The sequence below is a fragment of the Curtobacterium sp. MCPF17_021 genome, assembly GCF_003234605.2.
Taxonomy (GTDB): domain Bacteria; phylum Actinomycetota; class Actinomycetes; order Actinomycetales; family Microbacteriaceae; genus Curtobacterium; species Curtobacterium flaccumfaciens.
This window is the reverse complement of sequence record NZ_CP126252.1, coordinates 1975817-2002605: the sequence shown is the minus strand read 5'-3', so window position 1 is coordinate 2002605 and position 26789 is coordinate 1975817. Positions and strand designations below refer to the sequence as shown.

General features: G+C 71.2%; 26 protein-coding genes. 18 read left to right on the top strand and 8 right to left on the bottom strand.

From position 1 onward, the window contains the following. The first annotated feature begins 5 nt into the window (after window positions 1-5). From DEJ29_RS09500 to DEJ29_RS09470, 7 genes are all read left to right on the top strand, one after another. Entirely contained in the window at window positions 6-926 is a 921-nt protein-coding gene (locus tag DEJ29_RS09500) for an FKBP-type peptidyl-prolyl cis-trans isomerase (protein WP_110864511.1), read from the top strand. 71 nt (window positions 927-997) lie between these two features. Further along, the gene (locus DEJ29_RS09495; protein WP_111096003.1) at window positions 998-2050 is read left to right on the top strand and encodes a helix-turn-helix transcriptional regulator; all 1053 of its coding nucleotides are present in this window, start codon (window positions 998-1000) and stop codon (window positions 2048-2050) included. Then, window positions 2043-3014, top strand: coding sequence for a helix-turn-helix transcriptional regulator (locus DEJ29_RS09490; protein WP_111030116.1), 972 nt, complete (start codon window positions 2043-2045; stop codon window positions 3012-3014). The genes DEJ29_RS09495 and DEJ29_RS09490 overlap by 8 nt, the downstream gene beginning before the upstream one ends. Before the next feature lie 650 nt (window positions 3015-3664). Further along, complete coding sequence (gene tatC, locus DEJ29_RS09485; RefSeq protein WP_111094029.1) at window positions 3665-4417, top strand: twin-arginine translocase subunit TatC; 753 nt, start codon at window positions 3665-3667, stop codon at window positions 4415-4417. Beyond that, window positions 4414-6852: a DEAD/DEAH box helicase gene (locus DEJ29_RS09480; protein WP_071244709.1), complete on the top strand. Its 2439-nt coding sequence runs from the start codon at window positions 4414-4416 to the stop codon at window positions 6850-6852. The genes tatC and DEJ29_RS09480 overlap by 4 nt, the downstream gene beginning before the upstream one ends. An 11-nt stretch (window positions 6853-6863) precedes the next feature. Then, window positions 6864-8456 (top strand): apolipoprotein N-acyltransferase, encoded by a 1593-nt coding sequence (gene lnt / locus DEJ29_RS09475; protein ID WP_258375868.1) that lies wholly within the window; start codon window positions 6864-6866, stop codon window positions 8454-8456. 110 nt (window positions 8457-8566) lie between these two features. Beyond that, window positions 8567-8917 carry an RNA polymerase-binding protein RbpA gene (locus DEJ29_RS09470; RefSeq protein ID WP_027465636.1) on the top strand — a complete coding sequence of 117 codons (351 nt, stop codon included), beginning with the start codon at window positions 8567-8569 and terminating at the stop codon, window positions 8915-8917. A 72-nt stretch (window positions 8918-8989) separates the two neighbouring features. Here the strand turns inward: DEJ29_RS09470 and DEJ29_RS09465 are convergent, their stop codons facing one another. Together DEJ29_RS09465 and DEJ29_RS09460 are read right to left on the bottom strand one after the other, a co-directional pair. After that, window positions 8990-10192 (bottom strand): SPFH domain-containing protein, encoded by a 1203-nt coding sequence (locus DEJ29_RS09465; protein WP_110863721.1) that lies wholly within the window; start codon window positions 10190-10192, stop codon window positions 8990-8992. Beyond that, on the bottom strand, window positions 10189-10662 hold the full coding sequence (locus DEJ29_RS09460; RefSeq protein WP_110863722.1) for an NfeD family protein: 474 nt from the start codon (window positions 10660-10662) through the stop codon (window positions 10189-10191). The genes DEJ29_RS09465 and DEJ29_RS09460 overlap by 4 nt, the downstream gene beginning before the upstream one ends. A gap of 154 nt (window positions 10663-10816) precedes the next feature. On the opposite strand from DEJ29_RS09460, the gene DEJ29_RS09455 reads away from it, so the two are divergent. The 6 genes from DEJ29_RS09455 to DEJ29_RS09430 all read left to right on the top strand — a co-directional run bounded on the left by DEJ29_RS09455 (window position 10817) and on the right by DEJ29_RS09430 (window position 16064). After that, a complete protein-coding gene (locus DEJ29_RS09455) occupies window positions 10817-11578 on the top strand; it encodes an SDR family oxidoreductase (protein ID WP_111024422.1) in 762 nt (253 codons plus the stop codon). A gap of 10 nt (window positions 11579-11588) precedes the next feature. After that, window positions 11589-12041 (top strand): NUDIX hydrolase, encoded by a 453-nt coding sequence (locus tag DEJ29_RS09450; protein WP_111094019.1) that lies wholly within the window; start codon window positions 11589-11591, stop codon window positions 12039-12041. Between the two features lie 91 nt (window positions 12042-12132). After that, entirely contained in the window at window positions 12133-14526 is a 2394-nt protein-coding gene (locus DEJ29_RS09445; RefSeq protein ID WP_220037309.1) for an ATP-binding cassette domain-containing protein, read from the top strand. 123 nt (window positions 14527-14649) lie between these two features. After that, complete coding sequence (locus DEJ29_RS09440) at window positions 14650-14934, top strand: DUF4190 domain-containing protein (protein ID WP_110863724.1); 285 nt, start codon at window positions 14650-14652, stop codon at window positions 14932-14934. A gap of 135 nt (window positions 14935-15069) precedes the next feature. Continuing rightward, window positions 15070-15225: a hypothetical protein gene (locus tag DEJ29_RS09435; protein WP_163343611.1), complete on the top strand. Its 156-nt coding sequence runs from the start codon at window positions 15070-15072 to the stop codon at window positions 15223-15225. Window positions 15226-15416: 191 nt separating this feature from the next. Next, a complete protein-coding gene (locus DEJ29_RS09430; RefSeq protein ID WP_111094018.1) occupies window positions 15417-16064 on the top strand; it encodes a copper resistance CopC family protein in 648 nt (215 codons plus the stop codon). Window positions 16065-16079: 15 nt separating this feature from the next. On the opposite strand, the gene DEJ29_RS09425 is transcribed toward DEJ29_RS09430, so the two are convergent. Then, window positions 16080-17111, bottom strand: a complete 1032-nt coding sequence (locus DEJ29_RS09425) for an alcohol dehydrogenase catalytic domain-containing protein (protein WP_111094017.1) — start codon at window positions 17109-17111, stop codon at window positions 16080-16082. A 205-nt stretch (window positions 17112-17316) separates the two neighbouring features. Between DEJ29_RS09425 and DEJ29_RS09420 the strand changes: the two genes are divergently transcribed. After that, complete coding sequence (locus DEJ29_RS09420; protein ID WP_111094016.1) at window positions 17317-17757, top strand: GNAT family N-acetyltransferase; 441 nt, start codon at window positions 17317-17319, stop codon at window positions 17755-17757. 31 nt (window positions 17758-17788) lie between these two features. Here the strand turns inward: DEJ29_RS09420 and DEJ29_RS09415 are convergent, their stop codons facing one another. Continuing rightward, complete coding sequence (locus DEJ29_RS09415; protein ID WP_111094015.1) at window positions 17789-18469, bottom strand: SDR family NAD(P)-dependent oxidoreductase; 681 nt, start codon at window positions 18467-18469, stop codon at window positions 17789-17791. Window positions 18470-18571: 102 nt separating this feature from the next. On the opposite strand from DEJ29_RS09415, the gene DEJ29_RS09410 reads away from it, so the two are divergent. After that, on the top strand, window positions 18572-19405 hold the full coding sequence (locus DEJ29_RS09410) for a helix-turn-helix domain-containing protein (protein ID WP_181438101.1): 834 nt from the start codon (window positions 18572-18574) through the stop codon (window positions 19403-19405). Here DEJ29_RS09410 and DEJ29_RS09405 read toward each other — a convergent pair. Further along, complete coding sequence (locus DEJ29_RS09405; RefSeq protein WP_111094013.1) at window positions 19392-20612, bottom strand: beta-ketoacyl-[acyl-carrier-protein] synthase family protein; 1221 nt, start codon at window positions 20610-20612, stop codon at window positions 19392-19394. The two genes, DEJ29_RS09410 and DEJ29_RS09405, sit on opposite strands and share 14 nt — an antisense overlap. 54 nt (window positions 20613-20666) lie before the next feature. On the opposite strand from DEJ29_RS09405, the gene DEJ29_RS09400 reads away from it, so the two are divergent. Beyond that, the gene (locus DEJ29_RS09400; protein ID WP_111094012.1) at window positions 20667-21245 is read left to right on the top strand and encodes a TetR/AcrR family transcriptional regulator; all 579 of its coding nucleotides are present in this window, start codon (window positions 20667-20669) and stop codon (window positions 21243-21245) included. A 62-nt stretch (window positions 21246-21307) separates the two neighbouring features. On the opposite strand, the gene dhaM is transcribed toward DEJ29_RS09400, so the two are convergent. The 3 genes from dhaM to dhaK all read right to left on the bottom strand — a co-directional run bounded on the left by dhaM (window position 21308) and on the right by dhaK (window position 23737). Beyond that, window positions 21308-22042, bottom strand: coding sequence for a dihydroxyacetone kinase phosphoryl donor subunit DhaM (gene dhaM, locus DEJ29_RS09395; RefSeq protein WP_111094011.1), 735 nt, complete (start codon window positions 22040-22042; stop codon window positions 21308-21310). Further along, window positions 22039-22665, bottom strand: coding sequence for a dihydroxyacetone kinase subunit DhaL (gene dhaL / locus DEJ29_RS09390; protein WP_110863732.1), 627 nt, complete (start codon window positions 22663-22665; stop codon window positions 22039-22041). The genes dhaM and dhaL overlap by 4 nt, the downstream gene beginning before the upstream one ends. 70 nt (window positions 22666-22735) lie before the next feature. Beyond that, window positions 22736-23737: a dihydroxyacetone kinase subunit DhaK gene (dhaK, locus tag DEJ29_RS09385; protein WP_071403831.1), complete on the bottom strand. Its 1002-nt coding sequence runs from the start codon at window positions 23735-23737 to the stop codon at window positions 22736-22738. A 315-nt stretch (window positions 23738-24052) separates the two neighbouring features. On the opposite strand from dhaK, the gene DEJ29_RS09380 reads away from it, so the two are divergent. Continuing rightward, the gene (locus DEJ29_RS09380; protein WP_084740395.1) at window positions 24053-24778 is read left to right on the top strand and encodes an MIP/aquaporin family protein; all 726 of its coding nucleotides are present in this window, start codon (window positions 24053-24055) and stop codon (window positions 24776-24778) included. Window positions 24779-24861: 83 nt separating this feature from the next. Next, window positions 24862-26373, top strand: a complete 1512-nt coding sequence (gene glpK / locus DEJ29_RS09375) for a glycerol kinase GlpK (protein WP_071403832.1) — start codon at window positions 24862-24864, stop codon at window positions 26371-26373. Window positions 26374-26789: the final 416 nt, after the last annotated feature.

The window sequence follows — 26789 nt, the reverse complement described above, 5'->3', positions numbered from 1 at the left end:
GGTCCGTGCGCACCATCCCCGCACTCCTGGTCACCATCGGTCTCGCGGTGTCCCTCACCGCCTGCGCCTCGAACGGTGCCGGCACCACGCCCTCGAGCTGTGCCGCTCCCGGCGCCGCGTCCGAAGCGGTGACCGCCACCGGCAAGTTCGGCTCGGAGCCGAAGGTCAACGTGCCGAAGGGCCTGACCACCAAGGGCACCCAGGTGTCCGTGCTGCAGCAGGGTTCCGGTCGCACGATCGACGACGGCACCCCCGTCCTGGTCGAGTACACCCTGGTTGACGGCTCCACGGGCCAGGTCGCCCAGACGAGCGGCTACTCGGGCCAGACGGCACCGATCACCGCCGGGGCGAGCAACTACGGGGCCCTCGGCGCCTCGCTGCAGTGCGCCCGGGTCGGCGACCGCCTGGCGGTGGCCCTGCCGAAGAGCGCCCTGAGCAGCGCCGGCGGCACCGCTGGCAGCTCCTCGTCGAAGAAGACCGAGGACGCCGTCATCGCCGTCATCGACGTCAAGCGCGCGTTCGACGCCCGTGCCACCGGCACCCCGCAGCTCGCCGGCGACAAGATGCCGGCCGTGGTGCTCGCACCCTCCGGCGCTCCCGGCATCACGATCCCGTCGTGGAGCGCGCCGAAGTCGAACGAGACGCACCTGCTCCGCAAGGGCGACGGTCGCGAACTCACCGCGAAGGACACCGCGGTCATCAAGTACACCGCCGTCACCTGGGGTGCCGACCCGTCCGTCGCCGGCTCCAGCTGGACCGACGGTTCCGGCGCGCAGGCCATCCCGCTCACCAAGGGCCAGGTCGACGAGGGTGTCCGGACCGCCATCGTCGGGCACCACGTCGGCGACCAGGTCCTGGCCATCGTCAACCAGCAGGGGACCGCGTACGCGTACGTGATCGACGTCCTCGGGGCGATCTCGAACTGACCCGGACCGACCGTCCACGGACCGCGGCGCGGGTGCACTCCGGTGCACCCGCGCTGCCGTAGGATCGGCTCGTGCCAGCGACCCGTGTGCCCCGTGTGCCCGCCGAGGAGCGGCTGTTCAGCCTCGTGCTCGCGCTGCTGTCGACGGAGTCCGGGTTGACCAAGGGCGAGATCCTGGCCAACGTGCAGGGGTACCGGCAGCGGTTCTCGACCGGTGGCGACAACGCCTCGCTCGAGCGCCAGTTCGAACGCGACAAGGACGACGTCCGCGAACTCGGCATCCCCCTCGAGACCATCGAGACCCCGGGTGCCGCGGGCAACAACCAGACGCTCCGGTACCGGATCCCGAAGGGTGAGTACGACCTGCCCGTCGACGTCCGCTTCACCCCGGACGAGTCCGCGCTGCTGTCCCTGGCCGCGATGGCCTGGCGCGAAGGCGCACTGTCCGCGGACTCCCGCCGTGGCCTGCTGAAGGTCCGCTCGGCCGGCGCCGAGGACGACGACGGTGCCCTGCAGCTCGGGGTCGACGCCTACGCCCCGCGGCTCCGTGCCCGGGACGCCTCCTTCGAGCCGCTCCGCTCCGCGCTCGACCGCGGCGCCGCAGTTCGCTTCGACTACATCACGCCGGGGCAGCACGACGCCCGTCGGCGCGAAGTGGCTCCTCTCGCCCTGGTGCAGCACGGCGGCCGGTGGATGCTCGCTGCCCACGAGTTCGCGACGGACTCGGACAAGAACTACCTGCTGGCCCGCATCGTCGGACCGGTCACCCAGTACGAGGTCGGGCAGCACACCGCTCCCGTCGGCGCGGGGGAGCGCACCCTCGCCGAGCTCGAGCGGATCTGGGCCGAGCGCACCGCGCGCATCGCCGTGACGCCGGGTTCCGACGCCGAGCGCCGACTGACCCGTCGCCGCGACACGGAGACCGACGCCGACGGCGCGCTCGTGCTGCACCACGTGGACCCGCAGATCCTCGCCGAGGAACTCGCCGCGTTCGGACCCGAGGTCCGGGTGCTCGAACCCGACGACCTGCGGTCGCGGGTGGAGGAACGGCTGCGTGCACTCGTGCGCGACCACACCGACGACGACCGTGCCGCAGCCCTCGGAGAGGACCCCGTTCGTGGCTGACGCCCAACCCCTGCAGGCGCAGGACAAGCTCGCGTTCCTGCTCGCCCTGGTGCCGTACCTGATCGACCGCGAGCGGGTCTCGGTGGCCGAGGCCGCTCGGCACTTCGGTGTACCGGAGGCCCGCATCCGGCGCGCCGTCGAACTCATCGCGGTGTCCGGGGTGCCCGGCGAGACGATGCAGTACCAGCACGGCGACCTGTTCGACATCGCGTGGGACGACTTCGACCAGAACGACATGATCGTGCTGACCAACCTCGTGGCGATCGACGACTCACCGCGGCTGTCGGCTCGTGAGGCGTCGGCGCTCATCGCCGGCCTGCAGTACCTGTCCGCGCTGCCCGAGGCCGCCGACCGTGACGCCATCCGCGCGCTCATGGCCAAGCTCTCCCGCGGAGCCGGGGGAGCGGCGTCGACCGTCGCCGTCGGGCAGGACCTGCACGACGTCGCCCTCGCCACCATCCGCCGGGCGATGTCCGACGGCCGCGGCCTGGTCTTCGAGTACGCCGGACCGCGCACCCAAGGCGGCACCCGACGGGTCGACCCGCTCCGGGTCGAGTCCATCGACACCGACTGGTACCTGCGCGCGTGGGACCTCGATCGGCAGGCGCTCCGGACGTTCCGGCTCGATCGCATGTCCGAGGCCCGGGTCGACGACCGCGCGGCCGAGAAGACCATCGATCAGGTCGTCATCCCGGACACGCTGTTCCAGCAGGCCGCCGACGACGTCATCGTCACGGTGGAACTCGACTCGACGTCGCTGCCCCTGGTCGCCGACTTCCTGTCCGACACGGCCGACGCGCCCGACTCCGACGGCCGTGTCCGCATCCGGCTCGCGGCGTCGCACGGGTTCGACGGCGTGGTCCGGCTCGTCGCCGGGTTGCCTGGTCGTGCCGTGGTGCTCGACCCGCCCGCCGCTCGTGACGCCGTGCGCGACTTCGCGGCCGCGGCCCTCGCCGCGGGCTGACGTCTGCCGCTGCGGCCCGTTCGAGCGCTGCACGTTCCGACCGGGTACGCCCGATCCCGCCAGGTATGCCTGATCTCGCCAGGTATGCCTGATCTCGCCAGGTATGCCTGATCTCGCACGGTGGACCTCGGGTACCTGGTTGTTCCGGGCGTACCTGGTGTGATCTTCCGACCCGGTATGCCCGTTCCCGCCAGGTATGCCCGAACTCGCCAGGTACGCCCGATGTCGCACGGTGAAGCTCGGGTACCTGGTGGTTCCGGGCGTTCCTGGTGTGTTGCTCCGACCAGGTACGCCCGATCTCGCCAGGTACGCCCGGTTTCGCCAGGTATGCCCGGTGTCGCTCGGTACGCCCGACCTCGTACGGCGGACCTCGGGTACCTGGTCGTTCCGGGCGTACCTGGTGCGATCTTCCGACCCGGTACGCCCGATCTCGCCAGGTACGCCCGATCTCGCCCGCCACCCACCTGCTCGCCTCCCACGCGCCGCCTCCCACCCGCCACCCGCCCGCTCGCCACCCACCCGCCATGCGGCCGCGCCGAACCCCGGCGGACTGTCGGTCCCGACCCCGTAAGATCGAGCACATGGCTTCGACGACCGCGCGCGGGCGAGCGAAGCGGCAGGGGCGCCAGAAGACCGACGCCGAAGGCCGCATGTCGCTCGGGCAGCACCTCATCGAGCTGCGCAACCGTCTCTTCCGCGCAGTCGTGGCGATCGTCGTCGGTGCGATCGGCGGCTGGTTCCTCACCCCGTGGGTGCTCGACGCGCTCCGGGCACCGGTGACCGAGCTCGCCAAGGTCGGCGGACACACGGCCGAGCTGAACTTCCCGATGATCACCGGGGCGTTCGACCTGAAGCTGCAGATCGCGATCACCATCGGCGTCGTCATCGCGAGCCCGGTCTGGCTGTACCAGATCTGGGCGTTCATCGTGCCCGCGCTCGTCCGGCGCGAGCGGCAGTACGTCTGGGGCTTCCTCGGCACCGCGATCCCGTTGTTCTTCGCCGGGTGCTACTTCGGGTGGTACATCCTGCCGCACGTGGTCGGCATCCTCGGCAGCTTCGTGTCGAGCCAGGACACCTCGATCGTCGATGCGAAGGCGTACTACGACTTCGTCATCAAGCTCATCGTCGCGGTCGGCATCGCGTTCGTGCTGCCGGTCTTCATCGTGCTGCTGAACTTCGTCGGGGTGCTGTCGGCCTCCACGATCATCAAGAGCTGGCGCGTCGCGATCCTCTGCATCCTGGTGTTCTGCGCCATCGTCACCCCGAGCGCCGACGTCATCTCGATGTTCCTGCTGGCCGTCCCGATGACCGTGCTGTACGTCGCGGCCTGCTTCATCGCGTGGATCCACGACCGCCGTCTGGCGAAGCGCCAAGCGAAGCTCGACGAGGAGTACGACCTGTGAGTGGCACGAGTGCGGCCGAGCGGTTCGCCGCGGCCAAGGTTCGCAACCGGTCGCGCAACCTCGAGCTGTTCCGGACCGACCTGCGATTCGATCTCGACCCGTTCCAGTTCGCCGCCTGCGACTCGCTCGACCAGGGCCGCAGCGTCCTGGTCGCCGCCCCGACCGGAGCCGGCAAGACCATCGTGGCCGAGTTCGCCATCTGGCTCGCCATGCGCCAGCCGACGGCGAAGGTCTTCTACACGACGCCGATGAAGGCGCTCAGCAACCAGAAGTACGCCGAGCTCGTCGACGTCTACGGTGAGTCCGAGGTCGGGCTGCTCACCGGCGACACGAACGTGAACCCCCGCGCCCGCGTCGTCGTGATGACGACCGAGGTGCTCCGGAACATGATCTACGCCGACTCGGACCTGCTCGACGACCTCGCCTGGGTGGTCCTCGACGAGGTGCACTACCTCGCCGACCGGTTCCGTGGTGCCGTGTGGGAAGAGGTCATCCTGCACCTCCCGACCGAGGTCCGCCTGGTCTCGCTCAGCGCCACGGTGTCCAACGCCGAGGAGTTCGGCGACTGGCTGCAGACCGTCCGCGGCGACACGGACGTCATCGTCTCCGAAGACCGTCCGGTGCCGCTGGAGCAGCACGTCCTGGTCGGTTCGAAGATGGTCGACCTCTTCGACTCGAGCGGTGCCGCGGCGACGAACCGCGTGAACCCGGAACTGCTCCGCATGGTCGGTGGCGGTTCGCGGAGTGAGCGGAACGGCGGCGGCCACCGCGGCCGGCGCGGTCGTGGTGGCTACCCCGAGCGTCGCGGGCCCCGCACCGAGAAGGTGCACCGCGAACAGATCGCGCACATGCTCGACGAGCGGATGCTCCTGCCCGCGATCTTCTTCGTGTTCAGCCGCAACGGCTGCGACCAGGGCGTCCGCAACGTCCTGCGCTCGGGCCTGTCCCTGACGACGGTGCAGGAGCGCAACGAGATCCGCGAGACGGCGGAGTACCACTGCCGCACCCTGCTCGACGAAGACCTGGCCGTCCTCGGCTACTGGGAGTGGCTCGAAGGGCTCGAGCGCGGGGTCGCGGCGCACCACGCCGGCCTGCTCCCCGCCTTCAAGGAGGTCGTCGAGAACCTCTTCCAGCGCAAGCTCCTGAAGGTCGTGTTCGCCACCGAGACCCTGGCACTCGGCGTGAACATGCCGGCGCGCACCGTCGTGCTCGAGAAGCTCGAGAAGTTCAACGGCGAAGCCCGTGTGCCGATCACCCCGGGGGAGTACACGCAGCTCACCGGTCGTGCCGGTCGTCGTGGCATCGACGTCGAGGGGCACTCGGTCATCCAGTGGACCGACGGGCTCGACCCGCAGGCCGTCGCGTCGCTGGCCAGCCGTCGCACGTACCCGCTCAACTCGTCGTTCAAGCCGACGTACAACATGGCCGTCAACCTGATCGACCAGTTCGGCCGGCAGCGCACGCGCGAGGTCCTCGAGACGTCGTTCGCCCAGTTCCAGGCCGACCGGTCGGTGGTCGACCTCGCTCGCAAGGTCCGCTCGCAGCAGGAATCCCTCGACGGCTACCGCGAGGCGATGCAGTGCCACCTCGGCGACTTCACCGAGTACTCGGCACTCCGCCGTGAGCTCTCCGACCTCGAGCGCACGAACGTGCCCGGCGGCCGCGAGGCGTCGCACGGCGCCCGCCAGGAACGCCAGGCCGCGATCACGGCGGTCCGCCGCCAGCTGCAGCGCCACCCCTGCCACGCCTGCCCGGAGCGCGAGGCCCACGCCCGCTGGTCCGAGCGCTGGTGGAAGCTCAAGCGTGCCAACGACAAGCTCGTCCAGCAGATCCGGTCCCGCACGGGCGCCGTCGCCACGACGTTCGACCGTGTCACCGAGGTCCTGCTCGAGCTCGGCTACCTGGTGGACGCCGGCAACGGCGAAGCCACGGTGGCAGCGGGCGGCCGTCGCCTGCAGCGCATCTACGGCGACCGCGACCTGCTCGTCGCCGAGTGCCTCGAGGCGGGGGTCTGGAAGGACCTCACCCCGGCACAGCTCGCCGCCATGGCCGCGACGATCATCTACCAGCCCCGCCGCGAGGACGCGCCCGGCACGGAGCACGCCCTGCCCCGCGGTGCGTTCCGCCCCGCGCTCGACGAGACACTGACCATCTGGTCGCGCCTGGACGACATCGAACGTGCAGCGCGCCTGGCCGGTTCGCAGCCGCCGACCCCCGCGATGGCCGTCGGCATGTTCCGCTGGGCTTCGGGCTCGGCCCTCGACGACGTCCTCCGCACCCTCGACCTGCCGGCCGGCGACTTCGTCCGCTGGTCGAAGCAGGTCATCGACCTGCTCGACCAGATCCGGAACGCCGGCGACGACGAACTCGCCCAGACCGCCCGACGGGCGACGGACGCGGTTCGCCGCGGCATCGTCGCCTACGCGGCGGTCTGACAGGAGGCCCGGTGCCGGTTCCGGAGACCAGTGTGCGCGGGCTGCCCGCTCGCGTCGGCCGCGGGGCGGTCGCGACCGGTCCGTTCGCCGCGTTGCCGCTGGGCACCGCGCTGCCGTTGGCCGTCATCGGCGGGATCCTCTTCGCGCTCGCGTTCCCGTCGCCCGGGTGGTGGTTCCTCGCCTACCCGGCACTCGCCTGCATGCTGCTCGCGGTGATGGGGCAGCGGGCGCGGCGTGCGGCGTGGATCGGTTACCTCGCGGGCGCGGCGTTCTGGATCCCGGCCATCTCGTGGGCCGGTCGCTACCTGGGCCCGGTCCCGTGGTTCGCACTCGCCCTGCTCGAAGCCGCGTTCTTCGCGCTCGGCAGCGTCGCCATCGCCCTGGCGTACCGCTGGGTCGCCCGCGTGGTGCCCTCGACCGCCGGACGCGTGTGGGGCCTCCCGGCCGTCGTCGCCGCACTCTGGACCGGACGCGAGTGGTTCTCGGGGAGCTGGCCGTACGGCGGTTTCGCCTGGGGGCGCGTCGGCCTGTCGCAGTCGCAGGGGCCGTTCACGCACCTGGCCGCGTACGTCGGCGTCCTCGGGCTGACGTTCATCGTCGTGTACTGCGTCGCGGTCGTGGTGTCGCTCGCGCTCGTGGCACCCCCCGTGCCAGGCGGCACGCTCCGGCTGCCCGTGCGGGTGGCGACGGCGGGTCTGCTCGTCGCGGCGGTCCTGGCCGTGCCGGGGTGGCCGACGGCGACGAGCGGCACGATCCGGGTCGAGGCGGTGCAGGGCAACGGTCCCGCGGGCTACTTCGACCGTGCGGAGCCCGGCGACGTCCTGGCCGCGCAGGTCGCGGCGACGGACGTGGACGCGAAGGGCGTCGACCTCGTCGTGTGGCCCGAGGCCGGTGCGGAGTACGACCCGCGGCAGCAGCCGGTCATCGCGTCCGCCCTCGACTCGGTGGTCGACTCGCTCGACGCCCCGATCGTCGCGGGTGCCATCACGCAGACCCCGTCGGGGGTGCTGCACAACACGTCGTTCGTGTGGACGGCGGACGGCTGGCAGTCGTCCTACGACAAGAAGCGCCCGGTGCCGTTCGGCGAGTACGTGCCCGACCGCTGGTTCTTCTCCAAGCTCGCACCGTCGCTGATCGGTCTGCTGCAGCGCGACTACGCGCCGGGCACGAAGCCGAACGTGCTCTCCGTCGCGGGCATCCGTGCCGGCATCTCGATCTGCTTCGACATCGTCGACGACGGGCTGACCGCCGACATGGTGCGCGGGGGAGCGCAGGTGATCCTCGCGCAGACGAACAACGCCGACTTCTCGGGCACCGACGAGAACCTGCAGCAGCTCGAGATCGCGCGGATGCGGGCCATCGAGACCGGTCGGTCGCTCGTGAACATCTCGACCGTCGGAGCGTCGCAGGTCATCGACCCGAGCGGCCGCACGATCGACCGGGTGCCGGAGTACACCGCGACGTCGATGGTGACCGACGTGCCGCTCGGCACGTCCACCACCCCGGCGTCGATCCTGTCCGGCTCGATCACGCTCCTGCTCTCCCTCGGCGGACTCCTCGTGCTCCTCGCCTGCGCTCCCTGGGGTCGTCGAACCCGCTCCTGATCGGGCACGCCGCGCCCAGCCACTGGGAACGGACTGTGAATGCGCCGGTACGGGATTGATGGGGCGTGGGACAGTGTTGTGGAGGGCAGACGAGCGAGAGGAGCACACACATGGCTGATCGGAGTCTCCGCGGCATGCGGCTCGGGAGTCAGAGTCTCCAGAGCGAAGAGGGCGTCGAGCTCTCAGATCGCAAGCGCGCGGTCTACCAGACGGATTCGGGTGAGACGTTCGACATCGTCTTCTCGGCCGATGCGGACGTCCCCCAGACCTGGTCGGAGCCGCGCTCCGGTCGCGAGGGCCGCCTGCTCGGCGACGACGGGATCCCCGTCGAGGTCGCCGAAGAGGACGTGAAGGCACCCCGCACCCACTGGGACATGCTGCTCGAGCGCCGCTCGCGCGAGGAACTCGAGGAGCTCCTCGAGGAGCGCCTGCAGGTCCTCCGCGCACGACGCGGCGCCTGACACCACCGAACACACGACGACGCCCGCCCCGGTTCCCCGGGGCGGGCGTCGTCGTTCGTTGGTGCGGGACCGTCAGCGCCGACCGGAGCCGTCGCTGGTGCGGTGACCGGAGGCGTCGTCGCCCGGCGTGGGCGGAGTGTCCCCGACCTGCTCGGCGGTCGCGTCGTCGGCGGCCGCGAGGTGCGCATCGACACTGCGGTTCGACTCGGCCAGGCGCGCGTCGAGGTCGGACTCGGGGACGATGTCCGCGGCGGTGGCGTCCGCACGCGGCATCGTGGTGTCTGCCGCTGCGGTGTTCGCCAGGCTCTCGTTCGCGAGCTTCGAGATCCGGGACAGGAAGTCCGTGCCACCGGCGCCGCCGGCGACCGGACCGGCGCCGCCACCGCGGCTGGCGCTGAAGCCCTTCGCGATGCCGGACAGTGCCTCGGTGAACTCGCTCGGGATCATCCAGAGCTTGTTCGAGGTGCCCTCGGCGATCTTGGGCAGGGTCTGCAGGTACTGGTAGGACAGCAGCTTCTCGTCCGGGTCGCCGGTGTGGATGGCCTCGAACACGGTCGCGATGGCCTGGGCTTCACCCTCGGCACGGAGCACCTGTGCCTTGGCGTCACCCTCGGCGGCCAGGATCGCGGCCTGCCGCTGTCCCTCGGCCTCGAGGATCTGGGACTGCTTGGTGCCCTCGGCCTGCAGGATCGCGGCACGACGGCTGCGCTCGGCACGGAGCTGCTGCTCCATGGCGTCCTGGATGGACACGGGCGGCTCGATCGCCTTCAGCTCGACTCGGCCGACGCGGATGCCCCACTTGCCCGTGGCTTCGTCGAGGACGACGCGGAGCTGGCCGTTGATGTTGTCGCGGCTGGTCAGGGCCTCTTCGAGGTTCAGGCCACCGACGACGTTGCGGAGCGTGGTGGTGGTGAGCTGCTCGACAGCGCCGAGGTAGTTCGCGATCTCGTACGTCGCGGCACGGGCGTCGGTCACCTGGAAGTAGACGACCGTGTCGATCGAGACGACCAGGTTGTCCTCGGTGATCACGGGCTGCGGCGGGAACGAGACGACCTGCTCACGCATGTCGAGCAGCGGCCGCAGGCGGTCGATGAACGGCACCAGGAGGTTCAAGCCCGGGTTGAGGGTCTTGTGGTACTTGCCGAGTCGTTCGACGACGCCCGCGGTGGCCTGCGGGACGATCCGGATCGCCTTCGCCAGGACGACGATCACGAAGATGACGACGACGAGGACGAGCACGAGCAGTGCGATCGTCCCCGGGGAGATGCTGGTCACGAGGTGGCCCTTTCTGCGAGGCGCACGACCGCGGTCGACCCCTCGATCGACTCGACGACCACGGGGGTGCCGAGTGGCGGTGTGCGGTCGACGGAGCCCGCGGCGAACCGCGCGCTCCAGGTCTCGCCGTTGGCCAGGCGCACCTGACCAGGACTGGAGGAGGTGAAGGCGACCGCGACCGTGCCGGCGAGCCCGATGAGGCCCTCGACGTTGGTGCGGTGCGGGTCGGCACCGCGGCCGAGCGCCACGAGCAGGCGCGGCCGGACGAGCGACAGCAGCACGAGGGCGGCGACCGCGGCGACGATGGCGGACAGCCACCACGGGGCGCCGAGCAGTGCGGCGATCAACCCGCCGGCGGCACCCGCCGCGAGCATGATGAAGATGAAGTCGAGGGTGAAGATCTCGACCACGCCCAGGAGCAACACCAGGCCGATCCAGACGGTGCTCTGGATCCAATCGATTCCGTTCACGCGATCTCCCTCCCTCGGTCGCGCGCGGCGGCTCGCTGCGTCGCGACAGCCGGCACAACTCCGTTCAACATATCAGGGCCGTCCGACGGTCGTGCAGGCGATTGGTAGGCTCGGTGCGCCCGACCGGCCGGAACCAGACCTGGAGAACACGACTGTGAGCAACCCCCTCGCCCCCGGATCCCTCACCGACAAGCGCGCCGTCGTCACCGGTTCGTCCCGTGGCATCGGCGCCGACACCGTCGGGTACCTCGCCGAGGCCGGTGCGAAGGTCGTCGTGAACTACCGCAACAAGGCCAAGCGCGCGGAGCAGATCGCCGAGAAGATCGTCGAGGCCGGTGGCTCCGCCCTGGCCGTCGGCGCCGACCTCACCGAGCACGACTCCGTGCAGGCCCTCGTCGACACCGTCGTCCAGGAGTGGGGCGGCATCGACCTGCTCGTGCTCAACGCCTCCGGCGGCATGGAGTCCGGCGTCGGCGAGGACTACGCGCTCCGCCTGAACCGCGACGCCCAGGTCGACATGCTGCAGACCGCCGTGCCGCACATGCCCGCCGGCTCCCGCGTGGTGTTCGTCACGAGCCACCAGGCGCACTTCGTCGAGACCGCCGAGACGATGGACGAGTACGTCCCGGTCGCCAAGAGCAAGCGCGCCGGAGAACTCGCCCTCCGTGAGCTCATCCCGCAGCTCGAGGCCGCCGGCATCGAGTTCGTCGTCGTCTCCGGCGACATGATCGAGGGCACGATCACCGCGACGCTGCTGAACCGCCTGAACCCCGGCGCGATCGAGGGGCGTCGGCAGGAGGTCGGCAAGCTCTACAGCGTGTCCGAGTTCGCGGCCGAGATCGCCCTCGCCGCCGTCGAGCCGATCCCCGCCGACCACACCAAGCTGGTCGGCGACGTCAGCGGTTTCGTCGGCTAACGTCGGGCGGGTGACCGCGAAGCCCGGCCTGCGCCGCACCTCCCGCATCCTGCTGCTCGACCCCGAGGGCCGCGTGTTCCTGATGGACACGAATTCGCCCTCGTCGGACGGCGCCCACCGCTGGATCACGCCGGGTGGTGGGGTCGACCCGGGGGAGACCCACCGCGACGCCGCGATCCGCGAGCTGCGCGAGGAGACCGGGATCGTCATCGACGAACCCGGCGAGCCGGTGTGGTCCTGGGACTTCACGGTCGAGTGGGACCTCGCCGACCACGACCGCGGGCACGCCGAGTTCTACGTCGTCCGCACGCCCGGCTTCGAGCTGTCCGACGCCGAGTGGACCGACGACGAGCGCGTCGACATCCTCGCCTCGCGGTGGTGGACCGCCGACGAGCTCGAGGCGACCGACGAGGAGTTCGAACCCGCCGAGCTGCCGGACCTGGTGCGCCGAAACGGCGCCTGAACAGCGCACCACGGCCTGACGGCCAACCCAGGACCGGACGGGAGGCCCGTGGCGGCCCCGCCACGGGCCTCCCGTCGGTACGCTGACCCGCATGCACACCGATCCGGTCGACGACGACCCCACGGGCGCCGACGCGCACCCTGCTGACCGGCGCGACCGGATCCGGGTGCGCGGTGCCCGCGCGAACAACCTGCGCGACGTCGACGTGGACCTGCCGAAGCGGCGGCTCACGGTGTTCACCGGGGTCTCCGGCTCGGGCAAGAGCTCGCTCGTGTTCGGCACCGTCGCCGCCGAGTCGCAGCGGATGATCAACGAGACCTACAGCGCGTTCGTGCAGGGGTTCATGCCCTCGCTCGCGCGCCCGGACGTCGACCTGCTGGACGGCCTGACCACCGCGATCGTCGTCGACCAGGAGCGCATCGGCGCCGACCCGCGCTCCACCGTCGGCACCGCCACGGACGCGAACGCGATGCTGCGCGTGCTGTTCAGCCGACTCGGTCAGCCGCACATCGGGGGGCCGAACGCGTTCTCGTTCAACCTCGCCACCGTGACGGCCGGGGGAGCGATCACGGTGCAGAAGGGTGCGGACGCGAAGGCCCAGAAGGTCTCGTTCACGCGGCTCGGCGGCATGTGCGCCGACTGCGAGGGCCGGGGGCTGGTGAACGACATCGACCTGACGCAGCTGTTCGACGACACGAAGTCGCTTGGGGACGGCGCGCTCACGATCCCCGGGTACGGGACCGACGGGTGGAACGTGCGGCTGTACGCCGAGTCGGGCTACTTCGACCGGGACACCCCGATCCGCGACTTCACCGAGCAGGAGCGGCAGGACTTCCTGTACCGCGAGCCGACGAAGCAGAAGATCGCCGGCATCAACATGACCTACGAGGGGCTCGTGCACCGGGTCCGCCGATCGTTCCTGCAGAAGGACCGCGAGGCGATGCAGCCGCACATCCGGGCGTTCGTCGACCGCGCCGTGACCTTCACGACGTGTCCGGCCTGTGACGGGACCCGGTTGAACGACACCGCCCGCTCGTCGAAGATCGCGGGCCGCAGCGTCGCCGACGTCTGCGCGATGCAGATCACCGACGCCGTCGCCTGGCTGCGGGGCCTGGACGACCCGGGGGTCGGGCCGTTGCTCGAGGGGCTCCGCGACCTGCTCGAGTCCTTCGTCGAGATCGGACTCGGCTACCTGTCGCTCGACCGCCCGACCGGCACGTTGTCCGGGGGAGAGGGCCAGCGCGTGAAGATGGTGAAGCACCTCGGCTCCTCGCTCAGCGACGTCACGTACGTGTTCGACGAGCCGAGCACGGGGCTGCACCCGCACGACATCGAGCGGATGAACGAGCTGCTCGTCCGGCTGCGCGACAAGGGCAACACCGTCCTGGTCGTCGAGCACAAGCCCGAGGTCATCGCGATCGCCGACCACGTCGTCGACCTCGGGCCGGGTGCCGGATCCGGCGGTGGGACGCTCTGCTACCAGGGGTCCGTCGACGGGCTGCGTGCCAGCGGGACCGTGACCGGTCAGCACCTGGACGACCGCGTCACCGTGAAGTCAGCGGTCCGTCGTCCGGACGGGGCGATCGCGATCCGCGGCGCGTCAGCCCACAACCTGCACGACGTCGACGTGGACGTCCCCACCGGGGTGCTCACCGTCGTCACGGGGGTCGCCGGCTCGGGCAAGAGCACACTCATCCACGGGTCGCTGGCCCGGCGCGACGACGTGGTCGCCATCGACCAGAGCGGCATCCGTGGCTCCCGGCGGAGCAACCCGGCGACGTACACCGGCCTGCTCGAGCCGATCCGCAAGGCGTTCGCGAAGGCCAACGGCGTCAAGCCCGCACTGTTCAGTGCCAACTCCGAGGGCGCCTGCCCGGCGTGCAACGGTGCCGGTGTCGTGTACACCGACCTCGGCATGATGGCGGGCGTTGCGAGCCCCTGCGTCGAGTGCGACGGCAAGCGGTTCGACCAGTCCGTGCTCGGGTACCACCTGGGCGGGAAGGACATCAGCGAGGTGCTCGGCATGTCCGTCGCCGACGCGCTGGCGTTCTTCGCGGCGGGGGAGTCCGCACTGCCGGCCGCCCACACGATCCTCGCCCGGCTCGCCGACGTGGGGCTCGGGTACCTGACGATCGGCCAGCCGCTCACCACGTTGTCCGGGGGAGAGCGGCAGCGGCTCAAGCTCGCGACGCACCTCGGTGACCGGGGCGGCGTGGTGGTGCTCGACGAGCCCACCGCGGGCCTGCACCTGGCCGACGTCGAGCAGCTGCTCGGCCTGCTCGACCGGCTCGTCGACGCCGGCCGGACGGTCGTCGTGATCGAGCACCACCAGGCCGTGATGGCGCACGCCGACTGGATCATCGACCTCGGGCCGGGCGCCGGGCACGACGGCGGGCGCATCGTGTTCGAGGGGACGCCCGCTGAACTCGTGGCGACGCGGTCGACGCTGACCGGCCAGCACTTGGCTGCGTACGTCGGAGCCTGAGCCGGGGGACCGGCTCGGACGGCGAATCTGGGCGCCAGCCGTGTGTGAGGACTACCATTCTGACTGACGCTCACGATCGGCTGCCCGGCCTGGATCGGCGTCCTGACCAGAAGGAGCTCCACCATGTCCAACCCCGGCAACGCGCCCGCGACCAACAGCGGCAACGGAATCGCCGTCGGCTCGCTCGTCCTCGGCATCGTCGGCGTCGTCTTTGCGTTCCTGTTCTCGATCGTCGGGCTCATCGCCGGCATCATCGGCCTGGTGCTCGGCTTCATCGCGCGTCGTCGCGCGGTTGGCGGCCGTGGAATGGTGCTCGCCGGCATCGTCCTCAGCGTCATCGCCATCATCGTCGCGATCATCTTCATGATCATCGGCGCGGTCGTCGCGACGCAGATGATCAACAACTGACGTTCATCCGGGTCCTGCCCGCATCGTGAGCAGTAATGGTCAAGTCCAGCGGATGGACTCGACCATTGCTGCTCACCAAGCGTCTCGGGCGCCGAGCTTGCAGCTGTTCAGGAACGCGGGCGTACCGTCCGGCGCATGAGCTACAGCCAGCCTGACCCAGCCGAAGAGACCACCCAGAGCGAGTCGCCGGAGCAGCCCGACACCGACCAGGACACCCTGGAGGAACAGGGCGGCGAGCCGGCAGCGCTCGAGATCGACGCCGACGACGTCCCGACGAAGCCCGCCGACTGACGCCGTCGTCATCCAGTGAGCAGAAGAGGTCGAGTCCGTGCAGCGGACTCGACCTTTTCTGCTCACGAAGCGTCTCCGCCAGGGCGCCGATAATGCATATTATGTCAACTCAGGCTTATGTCGACTCAGGCGTTCCTGCCCTGCCCGCTCGGCTGACGGGACGCTCGACATCGCTTCCCTAGCGTGGACGCGTGCACGATCACCGAGATGACCAACGCCGCTCACGAACCGCGACGCCCCGGGTCCTGTTCGCCGTCGCCCTGTCCGCGTTCCTCGTGCTGATCGGCACGACACCCGCATCGGCGCACGCAGCACTGACATCGAGTGATCCGGCGGACGGCGCCACCGTGGCTGCCGACCTTGAGCGAGTGACGCTCACCTTCAGCGAGGCGCCGCTTGCCGGGCTCGAAGCCGGTCTGCGCATCGAGGTCCGGGACGACGGCGGGACCGACGAGTCCTCCGGAGCGGTGGCCGTCGACGGCACCTCGATGTCCAAAGCGGTGTCGCTCTCCCCCGGCCCGCACACCCTCGTCTGGCGGTACGTCTCCCCTGACGGCCATCCGATCGAGGGGCAGCTCGCGTTCTGGGTGGAAACGGCCGCATCTCCGACCGTTCCACCCACGACGACGAGCCCGACGGCCGCGCCCACATCATCCTCGGAACCGTCGGCAGCGGCAGCGGCAGCGGGAGCCGCACAGAACACGGGTGCCGGAACGCACGCGCACGGCCACGGCGGCCCGGCACTCCTGTTCGGGGTCGTCGGGATCCTGGCAGTGCTCGTCATCGGTGCGGTCGTGCTCCGCATCCGCCGGGGCGCCGACGCGCGGACCGAGGGCTGACGGGACGCTCGAGCCTCAGAACACCGCCACGGTCATCCCCGACGACGTTGCCGGTCGGTCCATCGCGACGAGCGCCTCGGGCAGATCGTCGAAGCCGATCGTGCGGCCGATCGTCTGCTCTGGACGCAGCCGCCCGGCCACGACGGCGTCCAGCATCGCGCCGTACTCCCCGACCGCAGCGCCGTGGCTGCCGAGCAGTTCGAGTTCGTCCGCGATGACCCGGCCCATCGGGATCGCCGGAGCGGCTTCGTCATCGAGGAGCAACCCGACCTGCACGTGCCGACCGCGCGGACGCAGGGATGCCACGGCGGCGACGGAGGTGGCACGGCTGCCGTAGGCGTCGAGCGAGACGTGCGCTCCGCCACCCGTGCGGGATCGGACCGTGGTGACGGCATCGGCGTCCATCAGCACGGTGTCGGCGCCCAGGGCAGCGGCGCGCTCGAGTGCGGCCGTGGAGACGTCGACGGCGACGACGTGCGCGCCGGCGGCCACGGCGACCATGACCGCGGAGAGCCCGACTCCGCCGCAGCCGTAGACCACGACCCACTCCCCTGCGGCGACGCGCCCTCGGGCGTGCAGGGCGTGGAACGCGGTGCCGAATCGGCAGCCGAGCGCTGCCGCCACCGCGAAATCCACGGCGTCGGGCAGCGCGACGAGGTTCAGGTCGGCGTGCGGGACGACCAGGGAGTCCGCGTACGAGCCCTGCAGGTCGAACCCCGGCTGCTGCTGGGCGGTGCACACCTGGGTGGCGCCGTCGAGGCACTCGGCGCAGGTCCCGCAGGCGAACACGAACGGTGCCGTCACCCGGTCACCGACGGCGAACCGCTGGACGCCCGTGCCGATCGACGCGACGACGCCGGCGAACTCGTGGCCGGGCACGTGCGGCAGCCGGACCGAGTCGTCGTGGCCCTTCCACGCGTGCCAGTCACTGCGGCAGACGCCGGTGGCAGCCACCCGGACGACGACGCCGTGGTCGGGTGCGACCGGTTCCTGCAGGTCGACGATCGAGGGGACGGAACCGAACTGGGCGTACTGGACGGCGCGCATGGGGCCATCCTGACAGACGCCGGACGCCGGACGCCGGACCAGCGCGACCAACCGTCCGACGCGACCCGCGTGTCGGGGTCCCCACGGGCCTCCAGGCCGACGGGCACCCGGCCACCCGGCCACCCGGCCACCCGACCACGGGAGCGGTCCACCGCGACCCGATCGGCCGTTGCGCCGCAGGCACGTCGGCCGGTTGACTCGTCACGTGACCGATCTGCGCTTCTCCGCCGACCCCGCCGACCTCGACGTCGACCGCGTGCACCGCTGGCTCAGTGAGGAGTCGTACTGGGCCCGCGGGCGTGATCGGGCGACGCAGGAGGCGATCATCGCCGGCTCCCGGAACTTCGGCGTGTACGACGCGACGACCGGCGAGCAGCTCGGCTACGCGCGCGTGATCACGGACGGGGTGACGTTCGGGTGGCTCGCCGACGTGTTCGTGGACCCCGACGCCCGGGGCCGCGGCGTCGGGGTCGCCCTCGTGCGCGGCGTGACCGAGGCGATCGAGCCGCTCGGTCTGAAGCGCTTCGCCCTGTTCACCGCCGATGCCCACGGCCTGTACGAGCGGTTCGGGTTCCGCTCGTTGCCCGACCCGGACGGCTGGATGATGCGCCCCGGCCCGGGGTTCGGTGCCGACGTGCACGACTGAGGGGGCGCGGTCGCACACGCAGCGCTGCCCCTCAGTACTCGATGCGGCCCTCGCGGTTGTGGAACTCCCCCGTCGGCCCGTCGGTGCCGATCGTCGCGAGCATGACCGTGGCGTCGGTGCCCTCGGTGATCGTCTGGTGTCCGCCGAACCCGTTGAACTCCGTCGCCGTGTAGCCCGGGTCGCTCGCGTTCACCCGGAACCCGGGCAGGTTCTTCGCGTACTGCACCGTCAGCGCGATCACGGCCGCCTTCGACGCCGCGTACGGGACCGCCGGCACCCCGTACTCGTCGTGCCCCGGTGTCGTCAGCCAGCGCGGGAACCCCACCCCCGACGAGACGTTCACGATGACGGGTGCCGCCGAACGTCGCAGCAAGGGCAGCGCGGCCTGGGTCACCCGGACGATGCCGGTGACGTTGGTGTCGAGGACGGTCGCCATCGCGCTCGCGTCGAGGTCGTCGACCCCGAACGAGGTGCCGAGGATCCCGGCGTTGTTCACGAGGACGTCCAGCGCGGGGATCGAGGCGATCGCCGCGTCGATGCTGGCCTGGTCGGTCACGTCCAGCTGCACGACGTGGGCGCCGAGTGCGCGGGCGTCGTCGCCGCTGGCCGGGTCGCGCATGCCGGCGTACACGGTGTGGCCGGCCTCGATGAGTCGGCGTGCGGTCTCGAGTCCGAGGCTGCGGTTCGCCCCGGTGATCAGTGTCGTTGTCATGGGTCCAGAATGCCCCCGCCGACGCGGCTCCCCCAGGCACGGTGCGACGGTGGGACCGGCAGTACCAGGACGGACAGGAGGCGCGGGGCGATGATGGTGGGCATGAGCGAGTTCGCGAACGTGTTGCGTTCCTGGCGTGACCGGGTGCGTCCGGAGGCGGTCGGCCTGCCGGCCGGACCCGGCAGACGGACCCCGGGGCTCCGACGCGAGGAGCTCGCCGCCCTCGCGGGCGTGAGCGTCGACTACATCGTCCGCCTCGAGCAGGGTCGGGCGACGAACCCGTCACCGCAACTGCTCGGCGCACTCGCGACGGCGCTCCGGCTGTCGTCCGAGGAACGGGACCACCTGTGCCGGGTGGCAGGCGTCGCCCCGCCGTCGCGTCAGGTGGTGCCGCGGCACATCACGCCCGGCGTGCAGCGACTCGTGGACCGACTCGGCGACGTCCCGCTCGCGGTGTTCACGGCGACCCACGACATCGTGCTCTGGAACGAGTTGTGGGCGGCGGTGAACGGCGACCCCTCGCGGTACGTCGGGCTCGAACGCAACCTGGTGTGGCGGCACTTCATGCAGGACCACGACGGGGTGGACTGGGACGAGGACCACCAGGAGGAGTTCTCGAGCGACCTCGCCGCCGACCTGCGGCAGGCGTACGGGCGGTACCCGGCCGACCGTGACCTGGCCGACCTCGTCGAACGGCTGCTGCGGGGGTCCCCGGAGTTCGCCCGCCGGTGGGAGACCGGCCGGATCGCCGAGCACCGGGCCAGTCGCAAGGTCGTGCACACGCCGGTCGGGCCGGTCGAGATCGACTGCGACGTGCTCAGCGTGCCCGGCGGCGACCTGCGGATCGTCGTCTACACGGTGGTGCCGGGCTCCGAGGACGCCGCGAAGCTCGACCTGCTCCGGGTCACCGGGCTGCAGGAGCTCACGCCGCGGTGAACACCAGCGACGCGTTCTGACCGCCGAACCCGAACGAGTTGTTCAGCGCGGCACGGAGCGGAGCCGTGCGGGCGGTCCCGGACACGACGTCGAGGTCGATGGCCGGGTCCAGCCGCTCGAGGTTCAGCGTGGGCGGGACGGTCCCGGTCTCGAGCGCCCGGATCGTCAGGATCGCCTCGACGGCCCCGGCCGCTCCGAACATGTGCCCGATCGCGCTCTTCGGTGCGGTGACGAGCGCGCCGGTCCCCACGACCCGGTTGATCGCGGCCGCCTCACCGACGTCGCCGACTGGGGTGCCCGTGGCGTGCGCGTTCACGTGGTCGACGTCGGCGCCGGTGAGCGCCGCCATCCGGATCGCGGCCCGCATGGCCCGCTCCTGCTCGTTGCCGTCGGCGAGCGGCGCGGTGATGTGGTGCGCGTCCGAGGTGATGCCCCACCCCGCGAGCGTGCCGCGCGAGTGCTGCCCGCGGGCTGCGGCGTGGTCGGCACGTTCGAGCACGACGATCCCGGCGCCCTCGCCGAGCACGAAGCCGCGGCGGTCGGCGTCGAACGGTCGTGACAGGGTCGTCGGGTCGGCGCCGTCGGGCTTCGCGAGGGCCTGCGACTGGGCGAACGACGCCATCGTCACCGGGGTCACGGCCGCCTCGGTGCCGCCGGTGATGACGACGTCGGCCTCGCCCGTGGCGATGAGCCGAGCCGCGGCAGCGATCGCCTCTGCGCCCGACGCGCAGGCCGACACGGTCGTGTAGGCCCCGGCGCGGGCCCCGTACGCGATGCTGATCTGGGCGGCGGCTCCGTTGGCCATGAGCATCGGCACCGTCCGCGGCGACACCCGACGTGCCCCGGAGGCTCCGAGCACGTCGTGGGCGTCGAGCAGGGTCTGCACTCCCCCGATCCCGGTGCCGATCACCACGGCGAGCCGGTCACCCTCGATCGTCGGCGCGCCCGCGTCGGCCCAGGCCTCGTCGGCGGCGACGAGTGCGAGCTGCTGACTGCGGTCGAGGCGGTTGGCACGGACCCGGCCGAGCGCCCCCTCGGCGTCGAGTGCGGCGTCGGCACCGACCCGGGTCGGCACCTGCTCCCAGAGCCCACCGTCGCGGTGCAGGTCGCGGACGCCGGAGCGACCGGCCACCAGGGCGTCCCAGAGCGGCGCGACGCCGTGGCCGAAGGGTGAGACCGCGCCGTAGCCGGTGATGACGATGTCCACGGGAACTCCTCTTGTACGTTGAACAAGTCGAGTTGTACCACGTACAATTCCGGCATGGCAACCACGGCGGACGGATCGGGCACGGCACGCGGCGCGGCGACACGGGCGAAGATCCTCGCCGCGACGGCCGGACTGCTGCATGCGGGTGCGCGGAGCGTCACCGTGAGTGAGGTCGCCCGGGCCGCGGGCGTCTACCCGAACCAGATCACGCACCACTACGGCTCGAAGGATCGCCTGGTGCTCGACGCCGCGTTCGCGCTGTTCCTGCGCGACACCACGCGACTGCAGGCGGCCAGCCGTCGTGCCCGCTCGGCAGAGGCGTTCCGGCAGGTCCTCGCCCGCACCGCCCTCGCGATGCCGTCGACCCCGCTCGTGGTCCGCGCGCTCGGCGCTGCCGGGGACGACCCGGCGCAGCGTGAGCGCGTGCGGCTGCTGCTGGCCGTGCTGTTCCGGCAGTCCGAGCGCTACCTGGAGCGCGTCGTCGCCGACCAGGGCTGGGCGAGCCCGAGCGGTGTCGCCCGGGACGCCCGCACGTTCTGGAGCGCCGTGTTCGGTGCCACCCTGCTCGCGGACGCCGGGGTCACCGGTGGCCCCTCGGACCTCGACCTGGCGGGGACGATCTCGATCCGTTGACCGGGGCGGGCACCGCCGCCGGGGTCTCCCCCGGCGGCGCTGTCACTCGTCCGGCGGCGGTGTCACTCGCCGAAGCCGGACCGGACCAGTTCCACGAGGGCGTCGACCGCGGCCTGCGCGTCCTGTCCGGTCGCGTCGATCGACACCGTCGCACCCTTCGGCAGCGCCAGGGCCATGATCGCCAGCAGGCTCTTCGCGTCCACGCCGTTGACGTGCACGCTCGCGTCGTACTTCGCCGCCGTCTTCACGAACTCCGCGGCGGGCCGGGCGTGCAGCCCGGTCTCGTTCACCAGCTCGACCGACGCGCTCACGCGGTCGGAGCCGGCCGCGTCGCCGACGGAGGCAGTCCCGTCGGCCGGCCCCGTGCCTCCAGGCTGGTCACCGGACGGACGGGAGGCGGTGCTCGCGTCCGCCTCGGAACCCGCGGCCGATGCCGCGGCGGCCAGCACCGCGTCGGCGTCGCCGCCCGTCTGGGCGGCGACCGCAGCGGCCACCGCTCCCTCGACCAACGGGGCCTGCGACACGTGGACGCGGGCGCGGACGTCGTCGTCCAGGAAGTCGAGCGCGGTGTCGGTCGTCAGGTAGGCGGAGCCGAGGTCGCACAGGACCACGACGGCGTCCGCCTGGGCGAGTTCCTCGATGCCGGCGGTGATCGCCTCGAACGAGGTGCCGATGCCGCCGTCGTCCGTGCCGCCCGCGGCGACGAGCGGCACGTCCGCGGCCATCTGCCGTGCGAGCTCGACGGTGCCCGTCGCGATCGCCGCGCTGTGCGAGACGACCAGGATGCCGACGGTCACGCTGCGTCCACCGCTGCGCGCAGGATGTACGCGGTCGACTGCGCACCGGGGTCGCGGTACCCGATCGCGCGGTCGCCGAGGTAGCTCGCGCGGCCCTTGTGGGCGACGAGCGGCTCGGTGTCCGCCGCACCCTGCGCGGCGGCGTCGGCCGCTGCGGTGAGCACGGCCTTCGGGTCCTCGCCGGCACCGGCGGCCGCTGCTGCGGCGTCGACCGCCGGGCTCCACGCGTCGACCATCGTCTTGTCGCCGACCGCTGCCTTGCCGCGGGACACGACACCGTCGCGGGCGGCGGTGAGGACGGCGACCAGGGTGTCCGCGTCGAGTTCGGCCGCGTCACCGGCCGCCTGCGCCGCCTTCAGGTAGGCGGTGCCGAAGAGCGGGCCGGCCGCCCCGCCCACGGTCGAGATGAGCTTCGTCGCGACGGTCTTGAGCACGGCACCCGGGGTGTCGAAGGACCCGGAGTCGACGGCCTCGAGCACGGCCCGGAACCCGCGGTCGAGGTTCTCGCCGTGGTCGCCGTCCCCGATCTCACGGTCGAGCGTGACGAGCTCGGCGCGGTGTTCGTCGATCGTCGCGGCGGTGCGACGGACCCAGTCGATGGCCCATGCGGTGTCGAGCGCCAATGCGGTTCCCTTCGTGTGTCGGGCCCGGTGGCCCGGTGTCGTGTTCCGGTGGTCGAGCGGCCGTGGACGCTCAGCGTCCCCAGCGCAGGGCCGGGGTCTCCACCGGGGCGTCCCAGAGGGCCGTGAGTTCGTCGTCGAGCACCGTGACGGTGAGCGAGAACCCCTGCATCTCGAGGGACGTGACGTAGTCGCCGACCAAACTACGCGTGACCTGGTGGCCGCGGTCCGAGAGGACCTCGGCGGCGCGTCGGTACGCGATGTAGAGCTCGGACAGCGGGGTGCCGCCCATGCCGTTCACGAGGAGCAGCAGCGACGACCCGGCCGGGGCGTCGAGGTCGGTCAGGATCGGTTCGAGCACGCGGTCGACCAGCTCGTCCGCCGGTGCCATCGCGATCCGCTCGCGGCCGGGCTCGCCGTGGATGCCGATGCCGAGCTCGACCTCGTCGTCGGCCAGCACGAACGACGGCTCCCCCGCGTGCGGGACGGTTCCCGATGCCAGTGCGAGCCCCATCGACCGCGTGACGTCGTTGACGTGCCGGGCCACGGCGGCGACCGCGTCCAGGTCGTCCCCGCGCTCGGCGGCGGCGCCGGCGCACTTCTCCACCACGACGGTCCCGGCGACACCGCGACGTCCGGCGGTGAACAGGGAGTCCTGCACCGCGACGTCGTCGTCCACCACGACGGACTCGACGCGGACGTCGTCCATCGCCGCGAGTTCGGCGGCCGTCTCGAAGTTGAGCACGTCGCCGGTGTAGTTCTTCACGATGTGCAGCACGCCCGCACCGCCGTCGACGGCCTTCGTCGCGGCGACGATCGGGTCGGGCGTCGGGCTCGTGAACACCGGGCCGGGCACCGCGGCGTCGAGCATGCCGTACCCGACGAAGCCGGCGTGCAGCGGCTCGTGGCCGCTGCCACCGCCGCTGACGATCCCGACCTTGCCGGCGACGGGTGCGTCAGCGCGGTGCAGGTGGATCGGGTCCTCGACCAGGACGACGTGTCCGGCGTGTGCCCGGGCGAAGCCCCGGACGGTCTCCTCGACCACGGCCTGCGGGTCGTTGATGAGCTTCTTCATGCGGTGCCTCCACGGGTACGGGGTCGAACCGTGGCGGCCACACCGCGCGTCGTCGACCGGAGTGGGCCCAATCTACATCGACGGCACGGGCGGCCGTCCGCTCCCGATGCACGTTCGTGCAGTGCGCCGAGGACGCGCCACCGGCTCGGGATCGTGCAGGGGACACTCGTCCTGCACGTTCGTGCACGATGCCGCACTTCGCTCACGAATTCATCGCCCGGCCGTGAGCGTCGTCACTATGGTTGGCCTCAATCACTCAACGGGGAGTGCGGCGCAGCACGGCCGGACCCCCACCTCACGCACTGGAGGTCACCGATGGACGACATCGGCGTCAAGTTCCTGTCCGAGCTCGTCGGTACGGCGATGCTCATCATCCTGGGTGGCGGCGTCGTCGCCGCCGTGTCGCTGGCGAAGTCGAAGGGCTTCGGAGCCGGGTTCCTGATGGTCACGATCGGCTGGGGCTTCGCGGTCTTCGCCGGTGTCACCGTGTCCTACAAGTCCGGCGGACAGCTCAACCCCGCGGTCAGCCTCGCGCAGGCGATCCTCGGTAACATCACCGTCGGCGAGATGTTCCTGTTCTGGCTCGCCCAGCTGATCGGCGCGATCATCGGTGCGGTCATCGTCTGGCTCGCCTACAAGCAGCACTTCGACGAGGAGCCCGACGCGGCCGCCAAGCTCGGCGTCTTCTCGACCGGCCCCGCGATCCGGTCGTACGGCTGGAACCTCGTCACGGAGATCATCGGCACCTTCGTGCTGGTCTTCGTCGTCATCGCGTTCACCAACGGGCAGACCCCGTCGGAGCTCGGTGCGATCCCCGTCGCCTTCCTCGTGATCGCGATCGGTGTCAGCCTCGGTGGCCCCACCGGCTACGCCATCAACCCGGCCCGTGACCTCGGCCCCCGCATCGCGCACGCCTTCCTGCCCATCAAGGGCAAGGGCTCGAGCGACTGGGCCTACGCCTGGGTGCCGGTCGTCGGACCGCTGATCGGTGGCGCCCTCGCCGCCGGGCTGTCCTACGCCCTGCTGCCCATCGTCAGCTGACCCACCCCCACCCCGAAGGCGTGGACGGCCGTTCCGCACGACCGAACACGCACCCGCACCGAACACACCCGTAAGGAGCACCAATGGCCGACTACATCGTCGCCATCGACCAGGGCACGACCTCGACCCGAGCAATCGTGTTCGACCACTCCGGTTCGATCATCTCGACCGGGCAGAAGGAACACGAGCAGATCTTCCCGCGTGCCGGGTGGGTCGAGCACGACCCCGCCGAGATCTGGGACAACACCCGCGAGGTGATCGGTCAGGCACTGTCGCGTGCCGACATCACGCGCCACGACGTCGCAGCCGTCGGCATCACCAACCAGCGCGAGACCGCCGTCGTCTGGGACAAGACCACCGGCAAGCCGATCTACAACGCGATCGTCTGGCAGGACACCCGCACGCAGGCGCTCGTCGACAAGCTCGCTGACGGCGACACCGACAAGTACAAGGCCATCGTCGGCCTGCCGCTCGCGACGTACTTCGCCGGCACCAAGATCATGTGGATCCTCGAGAACGTCGAGGGTGCTCGTGAGAAGGCCGAGGCGGGCGACCTGCTCTTCGGCACCACCGACACCTGGGTCCTCTGGAACCTGACCGGTGGCATCGACGGCGGCGTGCACAAGACCGACGTCACGAACGCGTCCCGCACGCTGTTCATGGACCTCGAGACGCTGCAGTGGCGCGACGACATCCTCGCGGACTTCGGCGTCCCGAAGTCGATGCTCCCCGAGATCGTCAGCTCCTCCGAGGTCTACGGCCACGTCGAGTCCTCGAGCCTGCTGCGCGAGGTCCCGATCGCCGGCATCCTCGGCGACCAGCAGGCCGCGACCTTCGGTCAGGCCGCGTTCGACCAGGGTGAGTCGAAGAACACCTACGGCACCGGCAACTTCCTGATCTTCAACACCGGTACCGAGATCGTCCGCTCCGAGAACGGCCTGCTCACCACCGTCGGCTACAAGCTCGGCGACCAGGAGACGCACTACGCCCTCGAGGGTTCGATCGCCGTCACGGGCTCGCTCATCCAGTGGCTCCGCGACAACCTCGGTCTGATCGGCAGCGCCCCGGAGGTCGAGGCCCTGGCCAAGACCGTCGAGGACAACGGCGGCGTGTACTTCGTGCCGGCGTTCTCCGGGCTCTTCGCGCCGTACTGGCGTCCCGACGCCCGCGGTGCGATCGTCGGCCTCACCCGCTTCGTCAACAAGGGCCACATCGCGCGTGCCGCCCTCGAGGCGACGGCGCTGCAGACCCGCGAGGTCCTCGACGCGGTCAACGCCGACTCCGGTGTGGACCTGACCGAGCTCAAGGTCGACGGCGGCATGACCGCCAACAGCGAGCTCATGCAGTTCCAGGCCGACATGCTCAACGTGCCGGTCGTCCGTCCGGTCGTCGCGGAGACGACGGCGCTCGGTGCGGCCTACGCCGCTGGTCTCGCGGTCGGCTTCTGGGCCAACCTCGACGAGCTCCGTGCCAACTGGCAGGAGGACAAGCGCTGGGAGCCCCAGCTCGACGCCGCCGAGCGCGAGCGCACGCTCCGCCTGTGGAAGAAGGCCGTCACGAAGACCTTCGACTGGGTCGACGAGGACGTGCAGTAACGAAGCACGCGCACGCTGACCGCGTGCACTGAACGCACAGACGGGAGGCCCGGTGCCGGTTCCAGGAACCGGCACCGGGCCTCCTGTGCGTTGCGTCTCCTGCGGGTCGGTCGCGGTCGGCCGGTCGGTTGGTGCGGTGGTCGGGCGGTTGCCGACACGGCACGGTGCGGTCTTGTTGACCGGGTGCAGCGCTGACCGCCTGGTGCGCGCCCGTGGCGCAGCACCGAGCCGTCAGGCTCGCACCGGGTGACGCACCGCGCACGGTGCGGCTCGCGCTGGGGTGGCACGGGATCGCGGACCGCGCACGGTGCGGACTGGAGGCGCGCGGCGGGCCCGCCACGGCCCTCCGGTCCGGCACGGGGTGGCAGGCACGGCACGGTGCGGTGTTGTTGACCGGGTGCAGCGGTGACTGCCGG